This window comes from Acinetobacter sp. FDAARGOS_559 (genome assembly GCF_003940475.1).
GTDB lineage: Bacteria > Pseudomonadota > Gammaproteobacteria > Pseudomonadales > Moraxellaceae > Acinetobacter > Acinetobacter baumannii.
On sequence record NZ_RKJG01000005.1, the window covers coordinates 3,140,517 to 3,158,916 of the forward strand.

General features: G+C 38.8%; 19 protein-coding genes. 17 read left to right on the forward strand and 2 right to left on the reverse strand.

The genetic code is table 11. From position 1 onward, the window contains the following. The first annotated feature begins 8 nt into the window (after positions 1-8). Genes EGS71_RS16575 through EGS71_RS16585 form a run of 3 tightly spaced genes read left to right on the forward strand, consistent with a single transcriptional unit; the run spans position 9 to position 4,897 of the window. Positions 9-1,673 (forward strand): OmpP1/FadL family transporter, encoded by a 1,665-nt coding sequence (locus EGS71_RS16575; RefSeq protein ID WP_004735931.1) that lies wholly within the window; start codon positions 9-11, stop codon positions 1,671-1,673. Continuing rightward, positions 1,667-2,953, forward strand: a complete 1,287-nt coding sequence (gene filE, locus EGS71_RS16580; RefSeq protein WP_002009334.1) for a putative pilus assembly protein FilE — start codon at positions 1,667-1,669, stop codon at positions 2,951-2,953. Before EGS71_RS16575 ends, filE begins: the two co-directional genes overlap by 7 nt. 18 nt (positions 2,954-2,971) lie before the next feature. Then, a complete protein-coding gene (locus tag EGS71_RS16585) occupies positions 2,972-4,897 on the forward strand; it encodes a hypothetical protein (protein WP_001035646.1) in 1,926 nt (641 codons plus the stop codon). 46 nt (positions 4,898-4,943) lie between these two features. Here EGS71_RS16585 and EGS71_RS16590 read toward each other — a convergent pair whose 3' ends face one another. Then, the gene (locus tag EGS71_RS16590) at positions 4,944-5,492 is read right to left on the reverse strand and encodes an NUDIX hydrolase (RefSeq protein WP_000006666.1); all 549 of its coding nucleotides are present in this window, start codon (positions 5,490-5,492) and stop codon (positions 4,944-4,946) included. Between the two features lie 114 nt (positions 5,493-5,606). Here EGS71_RS16590 and EGS71_RS16595 point away from each other — a divergent pair, with 114 nt between their 5' ends. The 6 genes from EGS71_RS16595 to fghA all read left to right on the forward strand — a co-directional run bounded on the left by EGS71_RS16595 (position 5,607) and on the right by fghA (position 10,789). After that, positions 5,607-6,233 carry a CoA pyrophosphatase gene (locus EGS71_RS16595; RefSeq protein WP_002000136.1) on the forward strand — a complete coding sequence of 209 codons (627 nt, stop codon included), beginning with the start codon at positions 5,607-5,609 and terminating at the stop codon, positions 6,231-6,233. Positions 6,234-6,255: 22 nt separating this feature from the next. Next, a complete protein-coding gene (locus EGS71_RS16600) occupies positions 6,256-6,783 on the forward strand; it encodes a gamma carbonic anhydrase family protein (RefSeq protein WP_085944021.1) in 528 nt (175 codons plus the stop codon). A 132-nt stretch (positions 6,784-6,915) separates the two neighbouring features. Then, positions 6,916-7,581 carry a tRNA (adenosine(37)-N6)-threonylcarbamoyltransferase complex dimerization subunit type 1 TsaB gene (gene tsaB, locus EGS71_RS16605; protein WP_000770256.1) on the forward strand — a complete coding sequence of 222 codons (666 nt, stop codon included), beginning with the start codon at positions 6,916-6,918 and terminating at the stop codon, positions 7,579-7,581. A gap of 11 nt (positions 7,582-7,592) precedes the next feature. After that, a complete protein-coding gene (locus tag EGS71_RS16610; protein ID WP_002009521.1) occupies positions 7,593-8,384 on the forward strand; it encodes a class I SAM-dependent methyltransferase in 792 nt (263 codons plus the stop codon). 136 nt (positions 8,385-8,520) lie between these two features. Then, positions 8,521-9,972, forward strand: a complete 1,452-nt coding sequence (locus tag EGS71_RS16615) for a C13 family peptidase (RefSeq protein WP_000566251.1) — start codon at positions 8,521-8,523, stop codon at positions 9,970-9,972. Then, positions 9,941-10,789 carry an S-formylglutathione hydrolase gene (gene fghA, locus EGS71_RS16620; RefSeq protein WP_001176396.1) on the forward strand — a complete coding sequence of 283 codons (849 nt, stop codon included), beginning with the start codon at positions 9,941-9,943 and terminating at the stop codon, positions 10,787-10,789. The genes EGS71_RS16615 and fghA overlap by 32 nt, the downstream gene beginning before the upstream one ends. On the opposite strand, the gene EGS71_RS16625 is transcribed toward fghA, so the two are convergent. Next, a complete protein-coding gene (locus EGS71_RS16625; RefSeq protein ID WP_000843451.1) occupies positions 10,790-11,062 on the reverse strand; it encodes a DUF2218 domain-containing protein in 273 nt (90 codons plus the stop codon). A 184-nt stretch (positions 11,063-11,246) separates the two neighbouring features. On the opposite strand from EGS71_RS16625, the gene rpe reads away from it, so the two are divergent. The 8 genes from rpe to EGS71_RS16665 all read left to right on the forward strand — a co-directional run bounded on the left by rpe (position 11,247) and on the right by EGS71_RS16665 (position 18,309). Then, on the forward strand, positions 11,247-11,933 hold the full coding sequence (gene rpe / locus EGS71_RS16630) for a ribulose-phosphate 3-epimerase (RefSeq protein WP_000043044.1): 687 nt from the start codon (positions 11,247-11,249) through the stop codon (positions 11,931-11,933). Between the two features lie 356 nt (positions 11,934-12,289). Continuing rightward, on the forward strand, positions 12,290-13,111 hold the full coding sequence (locus tag EGS71_RS16635) for a Cof-type HAD-IIB family hydrolase (protein ID WP_000216421.1): 822 nt from the start codon (positions 12,290-12,292) through the stop codon (positions 13,109-13,111). A gap of 100 nt (positions 13,112-13,211) precedes the next feature. After that, positions 13,212-13,607, forward strand: coding sequence for a hypothetical protein (locus EGS71_RS16640; protein ID WP_000174931.1), 396 nt, complete (start codon positions 13,212-13,214; stop codon positions 13,605-13,607). A gap of 39 nt (positions 13,608-13,646) precedes the next feature. Further along, positions 13,647-15,581, forward strand: coding sequence for a copper resistance system multicopper oxidase (locus EGS71_RS16645; RefSeq protein WP_000018535.1), 1,935 nt, complete (start codon positions 13,647-13,649; stop codon positions 15,579-15,581). Further along, positions 15,568-16,323, forward strand: a complete 756-nt coding sequence (locus EGS71_RS16650; RefSeq protein ID WP_001223257.1) for a copper resistance protein B — start codon at positions 15,568-15,570, stop codon at positions 16,321-16,323. Before EGS71_RS16645 ends, EGS71_RS16650 begins: the two co-directional genes overlap by 14 nt. Positions 16,324-16,351: 28 nt before the next feature. Beyond that, a complete protein-coding gene (locus EGS71_RS16655) occupies positions 16,352-17,347 on the forward strand; it encodes a cation transporter (RefSeq protein WP_001131868.1) in 996 nt (331 codons plus the stop codon). 149 nt (positions 17,348-17,496) lie between these two features. After that, positions 17,497-17,817 (forward strand): DMT family transporter, encoded by a 321-nt coding sequence (locus EGS71_RS16660; RefSeq protein ID WP_000312237.1) that lies wholly within the window; start codon positions 17,497-17,499, stop codon positions 17,815-17,817. Between the two features lie 12 nt (positions 17,818-17,829). Continuing rightward, positions 17,830-18,309 carry a methylated-DNA--[protein]-cysteine S-methyltransferase gene (locus EGS71_RS16665; protein WP_000927491.1) on the forward strand — a complete coding sequence of 160 codons (480 nt, stop codon included), beginning with the start codon at positions 17,830-17,832 and terminating at the stop codon, positions 18,307-18,309. Positions 18,310-18,400: the final 91 nt, after the last annotated feature.

The window sequence follows — 18,400 nt, forward strand, 5'->3', positions numbered from 1 at the left end:
ATATGCAGGTGAAATATCCTAAATTATGTCCTTTAACGGCGGCAATTGTTATCTCCGGTTTTTCTAGCTTTGCCAATGCTCAATTAGGACAAAACTTAGCTGTTGATATTCGCTCACTATCGATGGGGAATGCTGTAACTGCAGACCCCCCTGGTATTAGTGCAGTTCATTTTAACCCTGCAGCTTTAGCAAAAATTGATGGCCTGCAAACAGATGTGCAGGGGATCCTTGCTAACTTTGATATTCAGCGTGAGTTTTCAGCTCCACCTGGTTATAACATCTTTGGTTATTCAGATGACCCTCTCGTTTGTAATGATGGTCCTGAGGTTTCAGCTAATATTTGTACAGATTTTAAAGGGACAGTACATGGTGATGTGGAGTACGCGAGCCTGTATGTACCTATTCTTAAAAAAATGGTAGATCTCGGAGCTGGTTATCCACTAGTTGCTCCTACAGCAGGAATTGCCTATAAACCACCAGGTTCAAAAATTACCTACGCGACCGCCATGTATGCTCCATTAGTCGCAGGTTTTGGGGCAGAGAATGGTAATCCAGGTAACTACATGGGGCAACAAGTTGCAGTTGAGCGGATCACCTATTTATCCCCATCTTTCGGTTATCAGGTAAATGATCATTTATCGATTGGTGCTTCCGTAGGGATGTCCTATAACGCAATCGCACTGAAAACTGATTTACGTTTTCCGAATGAGATGATTGGTGTATTGCGTATGGTTGATGAAGTTGTGTGTGCTCCCTTTAAAAATAATAGTGACATGATTACTGATTTACTATTATTTGGTATGTGTAATGCCCAAGAAGGTATGAATCCATTTAATAAAATGGGGGCATTACAAGTTTCATTAGAACAATCATTAAGTCCAAGCTATAACTTAGGCTTACTTTGGGAACCAACAGACGATTTTGGTTTTGGTATGGTATATCAAAGTGCTGCCAAAATGCGTTTAAAAGGAAAATATCTGATTGATAATGCGAAGGCTCCCCAAGAACTTATAAAAGGCCTTAACTCATCTGCTACCGGGCAAATTTTAGCTGCTATTCTTGGTCTACCTGGTTATGTCCCTGATATTGAGTCTGGTTTGGTTGCAATGGATCTTGAATATCCAGCACATTTCCAAGCGGGGATTAAGTATAAAATATTACCAGATTTACAAGTTAACTTTGACGTAGGATGGACTGACTATTCGGCTTGGGACAAGTTTAAATTTGAGTTTGACCGACAAATCACCTTATTAAAAGTAGCTAAACTTTTATCTAATGACGTTACCGATAATTCATTGGCATTGCCATTGAAATTTACTTCGCCGTGGAGCTGGGGAATTGGCCTTGAATATTCAGCAACTGATCGTTTGAAATTAAGGGCTGGTTACGAGCCTCGTGCCAGTTCAATACCTAATGATAAACGCAATACTATGGTTCCGATCAATAATGCGCAATTATTTGGTCTCGGGTTAGGGTATCGTTTTGATGCTGATACAGATCTGGATCTTTCAGTAGGGTTCCTTCGTAGTCGTGATAACATTCCAGCTTGTACGAGTACTTTATCGAATAAATGTGGTGTCGATAATATTTTATTAAACCCTTATTCTGGCTTAGATGTAAAAACGAATACAAAAGTTACAGTACTTGGTTTGAGCTATAGAACAAAATGGTAAAACAATATAAATGGATGTTTCGACCTAAATTTGCTATTTCGGCTTTATGTATTGCGATAGCAAGTATTTCTGTATCTTATGCAGATGGTTTCTATACAATCATTGGTCCAGATGGGCGGCCTATGATTGTACCAAGTAAAAGAATTGATCAGAAAAAACAACCTATCCCTAAAATAGAGGAAAGAAAACCACAAACTCAGCAGAATCAACCAATAGTAGATGCTGTACAAAAAACATCTAAAGAAAAAGAGCAAATTAAAAATTTACCGAAAAAACTGGAACAACATGTCCAAGACAAATTAAATACTGCACCGACTGCACCGACTGCACCGACTGCACCGACTGCACCGACTGCACCGACTGCACCGACTGCACCGACTGCACCGACTGCACCGACTGCACCTAAGCATTCCTTAACTCATATTAAGCCTAATCAGGGAGAAATTAAGGAACAAACGAATATTGCTAGAGTACTAAAGAGTCAAAGTAGTCCTTCTAGAATAATGAGTGAAGAAGTAAAGAAAGTTGATAGCTCTTCTTTATCTATGCCAACTACCACACAGGCTGGCGCAAATTCGGATTCTTCAGTGGATAAATCTAAATTTATAACTATTGATGGCGTAGAGTATGTAAATAATGAATATCTTGAGGATCAAGAATTTAATCTGGAAGGTAAGAAACGCTTTTATATTATGCCGAATGGTTTAGGACGAACGGAGTCTATTGAACGTCAGAAGGGTGTGAGTAAATCTACGTTAGAACAACTCTTTCATAAACAATCTCAAGATGATCGTGCAGCAATTATTCTAGCACCAACTTATATCCGGCTATCTCAAAAAGAATTAGAAACGACTTTTGAGCAAGATAAGTGTTTTGTGCAAGGCTACAAGAAGTCAATTAAGATTCTTGGATCAAAAAAAGAAGTGAATTTATGGCCACGGAAGCCATTAAAAGAAAAGTTTGAATACGAGTTGGTGAAACTAGATCCCTCTGTACAACATTTACAGCTTATGTCATTTGCAGCGAGTAGTTCAACACCTCTCTATTATTGGCCTTTGGCTATATTCTTAGATGAAAAGGGATGTATCTTAGAGGGAGCAAGTGGTTTTAAGAGCAAATCTTATCCCTCTACCATACTACAACATGCATCGATTCAAGGTACTTTAAAAGTGCCGGCTCATGCACGTTATATAATGTTAACTCCATTATCTTCTTCTATAGATGTAGCAGAACATGAGTTATCAAATCAGGGACAGATTCAAATTTCGGTATTACGTTAAAAATAAGTAGGGTATCTAATGAATAAAAAATTATTATGGCCTTTTGCCTTAACCACGTTAGCAATAATGCTGAATGGTTGTGGTGGTGGCAGCTCAACCATTAATGAAGATCCTACAAATGGGTCTGGAAGCTCAAATGCGAATGGAAGTTGCGCTGTCTCAAGTAATGATTGTTTACAGTTTTCACTCGATTATCCGGTTGCTGGCCTTAATTTTACCTGTAGTAGTGCTACAAATCAGAGTTTCGTTACTAAGGCTTCAGGAAACAGTGTTGTTGGCACATGTAAACTGGGCGATACAGCCAACTTCTTTTTACAAGGTACCCAGACTAAAACAAAAATTGATCTGGGCTCTATCAATTTAGATAATATTTCAAAAATTAAGGTAGTTGTTCCACCACGTTTAAAAGTTATGGATATGGCTACTGCTTTAACTGGAGTAGCGCCAGCCTCATTAAGTCAAGATGATCCGACCATTCGTGTAGCAATGGCTTTAATTAAGCTTTTCCAAAGTGTAGGTTTAGAACGTGGTGATAATGTAATTGGAGATATACAGCCTACCCAATTTACAGAAGATAAAAAAAATACATTAAATGTTGTACTTCAAAATATTACTACTACTGAATGGAAAAGTGGTGCATATATTAATATTTTGAAACCTTGGTTAGATGTGAGCCAAATTAATGATAATGAAGCTTTTGCTTTACTAACTCAGTTGGCTCATTTAAGTTTAGTGGGCTTGTATCAATCTGATTACTTGACGTTAGCTCAACCTAATTTAATTTCTGAAAATTTTTATGGTTGTAATTTAGCTAATTTAGCGGATTGTCCGAAGAATACAGCTAATACCCAACATGTGATAGGTAATTTGTTCTTACTCTCAGATCGTCAAGGTTATACATTTGGTTATGGCTTACAATGGAAAGGTACAAGTACTACTACAAGTAATTCAACAGTTACAGCAGTAATGGAGGTATTAACTAAAGCTAAGCCAGCTCAACTTACTGCAAATGCTCAGACTACATGGCTTGATCCCTTACAAGCTGAGATTAAACCAACACAACCATTCCATTTAAAAGCCTCAGCTAATAGCAATGAAGATTTACTGATTTATCAAGGTAAATTATTAAATGACTCATTTATTGCTGGTCGTGAAAGTTTGTATTTAGGCGCAATAAATAGTAAAACACCAAATCCTCAACATTATGCATTATGGCGTCAAAGTATAAGTAATCAAAATTATAATGGTTCGATGGATATCTATAAGATAACTCCAGCAAGTTATCTTTCAAAGGATATCTTTAGAACTTCAAAAAATGTAAGCGTGGGCCAAACTTATATTTTCCCGTTATACGCCACTTTAAATATTAAATTTGATACAGCTGGAATTTCCCCAATCGATCTGGGTATTGTGATTGATGAAAATGGAGATATTCGAACTGATATTAAACCTAATGCAACACCAACAGATATGTCTGGTCAGTGCGGCATTGTTTCAGATAATACTTTAATTGATAACAATGGCGTTCAACAGTATCGCATAGGAACAACGGGTGGCACTGAATCTGCTTCAAATGATAAATCAATTACAGTAAAAATGATTTTTGCTGAACCTAAACTCGGTAATCTCAATGGTATTATGGCTGGGTTAAACTCGAATGTTGTTCAAGCTACTACCGAGACAGGCGGTCAAACATTAATTGTAAGTGGAGCAAAAATTAACGTTGCTAACTTGTTACAAGGGCAAGTAAATGGAATTAATCTTACGACTTATGATAACAAAACAGTTTCATGGTTAAATCCATATGCCTTCTATCAACGAGTCTATAATAATATTAAGGATGTGAGCCCCGCTCCTACAGAAGAGGATAAAGCCTTAGCTGAGCGAATGAGTGGAACGATAACGATTAGAACGGCTGATTGTTATCAAATTAAGACAAAATAAAAGCCATAAAAAAGACCGCGAAAGCGGTCTTTTTTTATTAACTAAATTAACCTGTATGGTCTAAACGAGTTCCTAGTGTTTCTAGGTGCGTTGGAAAAACTTGTTTTTTACGATCTTCAAAATAATGTCTGAGCGTGTGTTCGACACTCGGAAAGGCAAGTTCACCCCATGGAATCTCATGCTCTTCGAATAATCGGCTCTCTATGCTTTCTTCACCCGCACCAAAAAGGCCATCTTTAAGCTGTGCTTTGAACAACACATAAATTTGCCCAATACGGGGAATATTATACATGCAATAAAGTTGTTCTATTTCAATCTCGGCTTCTGCCTCTTCACGAGTTTCACGCGCCGCACCTTGTTCCATAGTTTCGAACAATTCCATATAACCCGCAGGCAAAGTCCATAAGCCATAACGAGGTTCAATCGCGCGACGACAAAGTAATACTTTGTCTTCCCATAACGCTAAGGCACCGCAGATTACTTTGGGGTTTTCATAGTGAATATTTCCACAATGAGTACAAACACGGCGTACTTTATGATCACCTAAAGGAATTTTTTGTTCGGTTTTATGCCCACACGCTACACAGAAACTCATAATTATCATCGAGTATAGAGATACCTCAGCATAACTGAATTTTTAGACTTACGCATCAACTCTATTCCCTAAGTTTGATTTTCAGATATGATGCAAAGAGAGACAGAATAATAGGTGAATGGTATGGAAGAGCACTTGCTAACACAAAAGTTACAGCAAAGATTGCGCTTTTCCACCCGCATACAAGAAGCACAAGCTGCGGTACTTATTGCGATTACGAATGAAAATAATCCTAAGGTACTGCTTACACGCCGTTCAATACATATGAACAACCATGCGGGGGAAGTTTCTTTTCCTGGTGGCAAGCGTGACCCTAGTGATACTAGTAATATTGTTGTAGCGCTAAGAGAAGCTCAAGAAGAGACGGCTTTAAATCCGTTTGATGTGCAGTTGTTAGGCGATTTGCCGATGCAACGTGCAAGAAGTGGCTTGTCTGTAAAACCGATTGTTGGGCTTATTCCTCCTGAGGTAACTTTAATTCCTCAGCCTACCGAAATTGATCGAATTTTCTTTGTGCCTTTACAGCAACTTATAGAGACGCGTCCGACGCCATATGAAGTGCGATATGCTCATCAATCTTTATACTTCCCAAGCTTGCAGATTGATAATGAAATTATTTGGGGTCTCACAGCGCGAATGTTAATTGCCTTATTTAAATATGGTTTAGGCTACCAAAAAGAATGGCCATTTCTACTGAATGCACCAACGTTTGGAATGCCAAAATTTTCTCATAAAAAATAAAGATCAGGACTGATAAATTATGATGTATAGCTATCAAGGTCACCACCCTAAAGCCTTACATGAGCCATGGGATGGCTGGATTGCTCCAACCGCAACGCTTATTGGACAAATAGAACTAGGCCGTCAGGTCAGTATTTGGTTTGGTGCTGTAGTACGTGCCGATAATTGTGTCGTTCGGATTGGTAATTTTTCTAATATTCAAGAAAATTCGGTATTACATACTGATGCGGGTCTTGAGTTAAATATTGGCGAATATGTCACCGTTGGACATAAAGTCATGTTGCATGGTTGTACAATTGGCGATAACAGTTTGATTGGTATGAACGCTGTCATTTTAAATCGAGCTGTGATTGGTAAGAACTGTATTATTGGTGCTAATGCTTTAATACCGGAAGGTAAAGTGATTCCAGATAACTCAGTGGTAATGGGCTCACCTGGCAAAATTGTAAAAACTTTAGATGAAGAAGGCGCATCAAAAATACGCTTGAGCGCACTACATTATGCTGAACACTTTAAAAGCTATGCCGATTTGAAAGAATTCCACTTTTAAAATTTTAGCGAGATATTTTCTATGCCAAGCACCAGCTTGGCATTTTTATTTAGATAGGAACAACTCGCCTATCAGAGCCGAGTGGGGTATCATAACTTCCGTTTTTAATCTGATTGAATACTAAGGTTGTGCATGAAACTGCTGGCGTTGGAAACTGCAAATGAGCAATGTTCCATTTCATTAATCGATGAAACCCAAGAACTCTTTTTCCAACTCGATACGCGAGCGAAAGCACAAACCCAAACCATTTTGCCAATGATTGAGCAAGGATTACAACAAACCGGACTTGACGTAGCTGGTTTAGATGCAATTGCCTTTAGCCGAGGGCCCGGTTCTTTTAGTGGTGTTAGAATTAATGCTGCTGTTGCTCAGGCTTTAGCTTGGTCACAAGATTTACCAGTAATACCAGTTTCTACCTTACAGGCTTTAGCACAAGCGGCTTACCGACTTGAAGGTTTAGAACAGGTGACTGCGGTACTCGATGCACGTATGAATGAAGTTTACATTGCAAGTTTTGTTCTAGATGAGCAAGGCATCATGCAGTGTATAGATGAAGAAAAATTAATGAACTACGAGCAAGCGGCTGCCTATGCAAAGCATTGCTTAATCGGTTCGGGTGCTAAGCTTCTTCAAACTGATGCAGAACATCAAACAATCACTGCCACTGCACAAGACATTGCTTCGATTGCACGTGTGTATGCAGCGCAAAAGCAGTGGGTTGATGCTGAACATGCTTTACCAGTTTACTTGCGTGATGATGCATGGAAAAAAATTGCGGATCAGGGCAAAGCAAATTAAAGGCACTGCGCATGCACATATATTTTGAAGTAGATTTTCAAAAACAAGCACAGCACTACCAAGCTGTGCTTTATTCTAGAGGCGTGACTGTCGATTTACAGCCTATTGAAAAACTTAATGCCCGTTTTTTACGTTTAAATCCTGACTTGGCTCTTTGTGTAGATGAAAACGGGCTTTGGTTATCTGCTAACGGCATGAAAATGCAGCCTGATTGGAAAGCTGAAATTCCTCGTTTAAAACGAGCAAGTCTTAAATCGGAAATGATTGCTCGTGCTTGTCAGTTAGGTGAAAAGCCAGTACTGGTCGATGCTACAGCGGGCTTAGGTCATGACAGCTTACTTATGGCTTATCTAGGAGCCCAAATCCAGCTTGTTGAGCGCCATCCGATTTTATTTACTTTACTTGAAGATTCAGAAGCTCAGGCACAGCATGATCCATTTTTAAGCCAATTTATGGATCGTATTCAACTGATCTTCGCTGACTCTGCAAGCTATTTACAGCAATTAGATCAAGAAGAAAAAACAGTGGATGTGGTCTACCTTGACCCGATGTTCCCACAGCGTGATCAAAATCAACAAACAATTAAAAAACAAGCCCAAGTCAAAAAGCAGATGCAGCTTTTGCATTTACTTTTACCCGAAGATGGAGAAATGGATTTGGGTGATCATTTGCTTGAGCTAGCCAAAAAAGTTGCAAAGCGAGTGATTGTAAAACGTCCACGACATGCTATTTTTTTAGCAAATCAAGAGCCAGCCCATCAGTGGCAGGGGGATGCTTGTCGTTTTGATGCTTACTTTCAGTAAGCTTATGTAAGGTTAAGTTTTATTGCTTGAATAATGCACAAATATATGTGATATAGTTCAAAAGCATGATTGCTAAAATTCTTAGCAGGCATACACTTATGGTGCCTGACAAAAACGAAATTTTTGAAACCTTTTTATGATTGATCTCAAACCTTCCATTAACTTTTGGCATGATTTTAAAAGTAACCAGCTTGCCGGAATGTGGTTATTTTTGGGGTCAAGACGTTCCTTACAGATCGTACATCCCTCTATTCTTCAGCTCATTGTTTGGGGAATATTAGGTGGGTGTACCAACTCACTTTATAGTTGGCTTGTTGCCGGTCAAATTGGCGACTTCAACTCACAAGGTCTAATTGGATACGCACTTTGGCCTTTTATTGCGCTTATTGTTGGTATTTTCTTATCACAGCGTATTAATCAGCCGCGTTTAATGTTGGTTCCAGCCTTATTGTGGTTGGTTTTAGATACCAATATTTTATTAATACAGTGTTTAATTCAATATTTGGGATCTAATGGTTATCTAAACTTTATTCCCGATGCTATTTATAACGGTATTTTACCTGGTTTGTTTGTAGCACTTTTTGTGTGGCAAAGTTTGGCGGTCATTTGGGTGTTCTCACGTGAGCTTAAGTGGCCTTGGTGGGAGCGGGCATTGGTTATGGTTGCGACCATTGCGACCATGGTGGTTTGGCAACTTTCAGTAAAAGATCAGCCTATTTGGAAAGTGGAAGATTCTCCACCTACTTTTGCCGAAGATGCTTTTTATGCACAAAGTAAATTACTTCATGATGCTTTAGAGCAAGTTCAATATGGTGAGTTAGCTAAAAGTCATTGGTATTTCTTGGGTGTTGCAGGCGATAGTTATCAAGACGTTTTTAAATCGGAAGTGGTTCGTATTAAAGAACAATTCGATACGCGTTTTGGTACAGTCGGGCGTTCAATGATGCTGGTTAATAATCCGGATACCCGAACCGAAATCCCGATTGCATCTAAAACCAGTATAGAGTTGGCCTTACGCCGTATGGGTCAGCAAATGAACCGTGATAGTGATGTGTTATTTTTATATATGACATCGCACGGTGAACAAAACCATTTTGAAATTGAAAATGCACCTCTAGATTTGGGGCAAGTCGATCCGAAATGGTTACGTGAAACGCTCGATAAAGCGGGGATACGTTGGCGTGTGATTGTCATTTCTGCTTGTTACTCAGGAAGTTTTATTCCGGCGTTACAGTCACCTGATACTTTAATTATTACGGCATCTGCTGCGGATAAAACTTCGTTCGGTTGTAATAACGAAGCTGACTATACTTATTTTGGACGAGCTTTCTTTGATTTGGCGATGCGAGAGCAGTCTTCTATGAAAGATTCGTTTAATGCCGCTAAGCAAACAGTGACGAAATGGGAAGTAGCTCAAGGTGTAGAACCTTCAGAGCCACAATGGATGATTGGTAAGAATATGGAACTTATGCTACCTCAGTTGGAAAAATATCTTTTTCCTCAACCAAATACAGGTAGTGTAAATATTGCTCAGACACAAACAGAGGCTAAAAACGATGCAACTCCTGCAAAAAAACCGCTGCTTTGAAGGTGAGCAGCGCATTTATCAGTTTGATTCTCAATTATTAAAAGGCTCTACTAAGTTTGGGGTGTATTTGCCGCCTGCTGCTTTAGAAGGTAAACCTTGCTCAACTTTATTTTACTTAGCGGGTTTAACATGTACTGAAGAAACTTTTGCCATTAAGGCACATGCACAGCATATGGCTGCCCAGCTTAGTCTTATATTGATTACACCTGATACTTCACCTCGTGGTGAACAAGTTGCAGTAGGTGACAATTGGGATTTAGGTCAGGGCGCAGGCTTTTATATTAATGCCACAGAAGCACCTTGGTCTGAGCATTATCAGATGGAAAGCTATTTAATCGATGAGTTATATCCACTTATTTTAAAAAGTTTTCCAGTCAATGCTCAACAAGTCGGTATTTTTGGACATTCAATGGGGGGACATGGCGCCTTAACTTTAGCTTTTAAATATCCTGAGAAGTTTAAGTCAGTGTCTGCATTTGCACCGATTTGCGCGCCAACTGAATGTGCATGGGGTGAAAAAGCATTTAGCCATTATTTAGGTACAGACCGCGATAGCTGGTTGGCTCATGATGCCACGGCTTTAGTCTCAAAAAATGGTGCGGTATTTAATGAAATTTTGGTGGATCAGGGGTTAGATGACCAATTTTATGAACAACTTCACCCTGAAAAATTTAAGCAAGCATGTTTAAAGGCAGGACAGCCTTTAACTTTAAGACAACATGCTGGCTATGATCATGGCTATTATTTTATCCAGACCTTTATGGATGAGCATTTGCAGTTCCATGCAATCCAGTTGGAAAAGGTCGCTGGCGAATAATTAGTGGTGCCATTCCACCTGAAATTCTTGTTGAGCCATACGGTTTAGATGATCAAGGACAACTTTTTCCAAGTGGTCATGGTCATCTAACTGGCTATCAATAGCAACATTTAACTGCTCTGTTTCTGGCGCAAGCGTAATAGTTGCTGTAGGCATTAAGATTTTAAAATCTTGTTCAGTTTCTTGTACTTCAAATTTATGTTTCCAATGATTAACTAGACGTTTTGCAATGCGTTTTCCATCATTTGTTAATAGATGAGTTGTGCTTTTCATTATTAATCCTCACATTGGTTTAATGTACCTTAACAAATTCGTTTGGCACTTGGCATTCTATAGTAGCAACGTTACGTTGCAAGTTTGAAATGTTGTCATTTAAGCAAGGAAGAGCGGGCCAAGTAGGTTCTTTTTTGTTATAATTTTTAGCCTCTCCTTAAATTTTTAGCCAGGTCATCCACCTATGTCCAAGCCTTATTTGATTGCTCCTTCTATTTTATCTGCCGATTTTGCTCGTTTAGGCGAAGATGTAGACAAAGTGTTAGCTGCAGGTGCCGATGTAGTGCATTTTGATGTGATGGATAATCACTATGTTCCAAATTTAACTTTTGGTGCAGGTGTGTGTAAGGCTTTAAAAAATTATGGAATTACTGCTCCTGTTGATGTGCATTTAATGGTATCTCCAGTTGACCGTATTATTGGTGATTTCCTAGAAGCAGGCGCAGATATCATTACGTTTCACCCAGAAGCTTCTCATCACATTGACCGTTCATTACAGCTTATTAAGTCTGGTGGTGCTAAAGCAGGATTAGTTTTTAACCCAGCAACACCATTGCATTATCTAGACTATGTTCTTGATAAAGTTGACCAAATTTTATTAATGAGTGTAAACCCAGGTTTTGGTGGACAAAAGTTCATTCCAATGACTTTAGAAAAATTACGTGAAGCGCGTAAAATTATTGATGCAAGTGGCCGTGATATCCGTTTAGAAGTAGACGGTGGTGTTGGTCCTGCAAACATCCGTGAAATTGCAGAAGCTGGTGCAGATATGTTCGTTGCTGGTTCGGCAATTTTTGGTCAACCAGATTATAAAGTTGTGATTGATCAAATGCGTGCAGAGCTTGCAAAAGTCGGTAGTGTAGACGCTTAAAAAAAGAATATTAAGCTGAGAGTAAACTTGTGGATAACTTTGTTTATAACTATATGGATAACTGTGTTGATAACCATATGGATAAGATGTTGGTAAAATAAACAAAATCAGATCAACCGTTTATTCTCTAAGCAAAATGTATGAAAAAAGAACGCCTTGGCGTTCTTTTTCTATTCTATCGGGATATTTTTGGATCTGTTTTTTTATTAAGCTTTGCTAAAAAATAACCTGTGCAAAAAACGAGAAGGCTTGTGTAAAACTTTTTAAAATATATTGAATAGAAAACTGTAAAAGTGTCATGAAAAATAAAGCTAAATTTGATTTAATAAGATTTTAGTAAGAGACCTAGATCATTAATGACAGTAAAAATTTTAGCGGTAGATATGGATGGGACTTTTCTTAATTCTAAGAAGCAGTACAACAAAGCACGTTTTTTAAAACAGTATGAACAACTAAAACAAAATAATATCCGTTTTGTAGTCGCTAGTGGTAACCAGCTTGCAAAGCTTGTTACGTATTTTCCAGAAATTAATCATGAGATTGCTTTTATTGCCGAAAATGGTGCTCATGTTGTAGATGCGGGGCAAGAGTTAGCTTTTGCTCATTTAAGCAAAGAGCAATTCATTGAGATTTTAAATGCGATTGACCCAGTGTATACCTCTAAAATGGTGATCTGCGGAAAACAGAGTGCTTATGTGCATAGCAGTATGAACGGGGAAGATTATGCTAAAGTCGCTCGCTATTTTGAAAAGCTGACGGTTATAGATGACTTTTATGCACTAGATGACTTGGTGTGTAAAATTACTTTTACTGCTCAAGAAAACGAAAGTTTTACGATTTTTGAGCATTTTCAGAAGCAAAGTTTTGTAAAAGATAAGGTTTTGGTACCAGTCTCAAGTGGCTTTAATTTTATCGATTTGATTCTTCCGGACCAGCACAAAGCACATGGTTTGAAGCTATTATTGCAAAAATGGCAGGTTCAACCCGATCAAGTCGTTGCGATTGGTGATAACAATAATGATATCCAGATGATTAAAGCAGCAGGTTATGGGTTTGCAGTCGAAAATGCAGTTGAAGCCTTAAAAGCCGTTGCTCCTTACACAACTGCAAATAATGAGCAAGAAGGTGCATTACAGGTAATTGATTTGGTTCTTCAGCATCAACCTCCATTTGCTTAATGACCTCAATAACAATCATCTAAGATGGAAAATTGTATCTAATTTAAAACTTGGTTATGCTAAACAACTAAGATAAGTAGATTGCTCAAGGCAATAAATGATGACACTGCAACACTTACGCAAGTATGCTTGGTTTGTGTTCCTGATGACTTTAGTTATTGGGTGGAGTGGTGTGTCTATTGCTCAGACACCTATGCAGCATGATCTTCATACTATGCCCTGTCATAGTGAGCAAATGAAGCATCACTCTATGCATATTCAAGCTGATGAGCAGACAACGTGTCATCAATCTATGGGGCAGGTTTCTCACCAACATGGTGAACACTGCCAAGACTGTAATCCGGTTCATTGTCAGATGGTAAATCTGGCTTTACAGCAAGCTGTACCAGATATTGAATCATCATTTATTCCTATTCCATCTCAATTTAGTAGTATTTATCAGGCACAGCATTTAGCCGGATACTGGCAAGAAATCTTACGTCCACCAAAAGCTTAATCCTTTCTTACTTATTTTTTAGTTAAAAGGATTAAAGCAATGTCTCATAAAACGATTAGCAGCATCGTCGCTGTATTTGGTCTATTGGTTTCACCATGGACTCTCGCGGCAATTAAGGAATATCACCTTAATATTAATGAACAACAGGTCAATGTTACGGGCAAACCCCTTAAACGAATTACCGTAAATGGAAAATTTACAGCACCACTCCTTGAGTTTGAAGAGGGGGATGAGGCTGTTATTCACGTCCATAACCAATTAAAGAATCAAGATACCTCTTTACACTGGCATGGGTTGTTACTGCCAGGGTTAATGGATGGTGTGCCGGGTTTTAATAATTTTAAAGGGATTGCTCCAAATGGAGATTTTGTTTACCGCTTTAAGGTGAAACAAAATGGCACATATTGGTATCACGCCCATAGTAAAGGCCAAGAACAAGACGGTTTATATGGGCCGCTTGTGATTTACCCAAAAGGCAAAATACCAGTTGCGGCGCATGAAAAAACTGATCGTGATTATGTAGTGATGCTTTCAGATTTTCATAATTCTTCTAGCGATAGCATTATGAAGAATTTGAAGAAATCTGCTGAGTATTATCAAAACCGCCGTGAAACCGTATCTGATGTTTTGAAGCAAGTTAAAGCACAGGGCTTAAAAGCAACTTGGCAAGATCGTTCGATGTGGAATCAGATGCGGATGTTAAAAACCGATATGTCTGATGTGACGGGCTATACCTTCTTAGTCAACGGCAAGACTCCTCAGCAAAACTGGACAGCTAATTTTAAAGCTGGTGATAAGGTTCGATTGCGATTTATTAATGCATCAGCAATGTCATTTTTTGATGTCAGAATTCCAAATTTGAAAATGACAGTTGTAAGTGCAGATGGGCAGCCAGTTAAACCTGTAGCAATTGATGAGTTTCGTATTGGTACAGCCGAAACCTACGATGTCATTGTGGAACCTACGCAATCAAATTATCAGATTGAAGCAGAGTCTATTGACCGTAGCGGTTTTGCCATTGCTACTCTGCATGATGAAAATACCCAAGCTGTCGGGCCAGTCCAAATGCCAGCACCACGTCCACGTGCTTTATTGACCATTGATGATATGGGCATGAGTCATGGTGATGGAAGTAATGAACATGCTGGCCATCAAATGAACATGCAACATGACATGTCGGCCATGCCTGAAATGAAAAAAGAGACGACTCAGGCTAATCATGATCACACAATGATGAAAATGGATCATGACATGAAAAATATGTCATCTGACGGGCATGATCATTCCATGATGCACATGACACATGATATGTCAGCGATGTCTGAAATGAACCATGATATGCAGGCAATGTCATCTAGCGAGTATGACCACGCTATGATGAATATGAATCATGAGATGCCTGCTCAATCTGAGAATAAGCCTAAAAAGGATGAACCAGTTTATGGCTGGGCAAATGCTTCAACGCCAGCGGGTATAAAAGCACTGCAATATAGCGATTTGCAATCTTTAACACCTCAGCCAGATACCCGTGCGCCCGAACGAGAATTAGTCATTCGTTTAGGTGGCAACATGGAGCGTTATATCTGGACCATTAATGGTAAGAAATTTAGTGACACGACACCTTTACAAGTTAAGTATGGTGAACGCATACGCTTGAAGTTTGTGAATGACAGTATGATGGCTCATCCAATGCATTTACATGGCATGTTTATGCAATTGGAAAATGGTCAACAAGCTGAAAACTTACCAAATAAACATACCATTATTGTTCCACCCGGAAAGACCGTTACTGCGTTATTGACAGCCGATGCGTTGGGAGAATGGGCGATTCATTGCCATCTGCTCTATCACATGAGTGCTGGAATGATGAATAAATTAATTGTTGCTCAAGTCAACGATGGACAACAACCCGCTCAGTCCCAGCCAACTGTTCAATCTGAAAATGAGAAAGGAGCTAGTCATGCGCATCACTAAGTTATTTTCTCAAATGATATGTTGCGGTGCTTTCTCGGGTATATCTGTATTTGCTTTTGCTCAAGAACCTTTAACACACGATCATTTACGCGAACATGGTGGACAGGTTTATCAAGCAACAAAAATTGATACTGGCTGGACTCAAAATGAAGAAGGAGAAGGTAGTTTTTCTTCTGAATTAGAAAGTTGGGTGGGAACGGATGAAAATAAATTGTTCATTAAAGCCCACGTTGAAAAAGCAGAGTCAGAAGATGCCAATTATGGCGGTTCAGTACTTTATAGTCGAAATGTAGCTGACTATTGGGATGTACAGGCTGGGGTAAACTACGAGCGTTTGCAACGAGAAGATGAAAAGCAAGATCGCTGGGCTGGTGTAGTGGGCTTACATGGCATGGCGCCTTACTTTTTTGAAACCGATGCTTATCTTTATGTAGGTGAAGATCAGTTATGGAAGTTAAGCCTAGAGACAGAAAGAGATTTGCTTTTTACTCAAAAGTTGATTGGTAAGCCCTATTTAAAAGCAGATATTGTTTTACAAGATAAATCTCGCTATGCCAGTAAAACAGGCCTGTCGAGTTTACAAGCTGGCTTTCAAACCCGTTATGAAATCAATAAAAAGGTAATGCCATTTGTTGATTTCGGTTACGGTTATGAAAAAGGTTTAAAACAAACCGCTTGGCAAACTGGAACCGACTCAGAACATGGTTGGTATTATGGAGCTGGGTTAACACTAAAATTCTAATTGCCGAACAAAAAGTAAGCTTAATGACATGCCATTGGTTTATACTGATGGCATTGTTTTTTGTGTCAGTTATGGTGCAAAGATGGCTTTAGAAAAACAAGAGAATCAAATAAATGTAAATAAAAGCTGTTCTGGCTGTGGGTGCTCAAATGTAGCAGCTCAGGACTTTTCTGTGGCAAGTGAACCTAGGGTAAATAAAACCCAATGGGTGAGTTATTATCATATTCCCCGTATGGATTGTGCAGCCGAAGAACAAATGGTACGAATGGCTTTAGCTTCTTATGCTGAACATATTCAAGAACTTCATTTTGATTTGCCCGCCCGCCACTTAGCGGTGTATCACAGTACTCAAGACGAAAAGATTACTCAGTGCCTGCAACGTCTAGGTTTAGGAGCCGAATTACAACAAACCCAACCACATTATGAGCCTGTTGAAAAACCCAAAAAGGTTCGACCAAGTTCCTCAACTAATGCAGCACAAAAACAGGTACTACAATGGCTGTTACTCATTAATGGGGTCATGTTTATCATTGAGTTAATGGCAGGCATCATTGCCTCCTCCACAGGGTTAATTGCTGACTCGCTCGATATGTTTGCCGATGCTGCAATTTATGGTATTGCATTATTCGTGGTGGGTAAAAACCTCGACGCTCAATTAAAGGCTGCACATCTTTCCGGATGGTTTCAGTTTGGTTTAGCCATAATCGTTTTAATTGATGTGCTGCGCCGTTTTATATATGGCAGTGAACCAGTTTCAATTTTAATGATTTTAATTGGGGGATTAGCGCTTGCGGCCAACATTAGTTGTCTTTACTTAATGAGTGACCATAAGGAAAGTGGGGCACATATGAAGGCCAGTTATATATTTTCTGCAAATGATGTCATCGTAAACTTAGGTGTCATTATTGCGGGAATACTGGTTGCAATCACAGGTTCGCGTTATCCTGATTTAATTATTGGATTGATTATTGTTTTGTTCGTTTTAAATGGTGCACGAAAAATTTTACAGTTAAAAAATGAATAATATTTTCTGATAGAGACAAGTTTGAGTTCGGGTTTGCCTTCATTTTTTATTTTAAAGTAAACTGAGTCCTCACATAAAGGAGGAACGACCTCCCCCATAATGGGTAATCATGTCGGGACGACCTGGCACTATAAAAATTAGTGAATGTTATGGCTTGGGCTATTTTAATTTTAGCAGGTGTATTTGAAGTGATTTGGGCATATTCTATGAAAATGTCTGAAGGTTTTACACGCTTAACACCTAGTATTATTACCGTAGTTTTTATGATTTTGAGTGTAGTTCTACTTTCAATTTCAATGAAAACTTTACCCCTTGGTACTGCTTATACAGTTTGGACAGGCATTGGTGCAATTGGGTCATTTCTTGTAGGTATATTTTTTCTTCATGAACCTATTGGAGCTATGCGAATGATTGCCGCTGTATTGATTGTGTCAGGTTTGGTTTTAATGAAAATTTCATCGCCGTCTTAAGAGAATAAAACTATGTTGCTGTCTTATAAGTATATCAATTCGCCTGTTGGGCAATTAAAACTGGTTGCGAATGAAAATGCTTTGGTGGCAGTACTTTGGGACAATGAAAATCCAAAACGTGTTCGACTGGCAGAGCTGGTCGAACAAACTGAACATCCTATTTTATTAAAAACTGAGCAACAATTAGTAGAATATTTTGAAGGTAAACGCCGTGAGTTCACTTTGCCATTAGATTTTGAAGGGACTGCATTTCAAAAACAGGTCTGGGCGGCATTACTGACGATTCCGTATGGTGAAACAAGAAGTTATAAAGATATTGCTGTTCAGATCGGAAATGAAAAAGCAGTGCGAGCAGTGGGTGCTGCAAATGGCAAAAATCCGATTTCAATTATTGCACCTTGTCACCGAGTCATTGGGGTAGGTGGCGCTTTGGTTGGTTTTGCCGGTGGTCTTGATAAGAAAGATATTTTATTAAGATTAGAGCAAAAATAAGCTATTTTTAGCGCTCGATTTTTTCAGGCTTTTCTAATAAGCTGTCAATTCTGATATTTCATATAAAGCGTGTTTTATAATCTCGCTATTT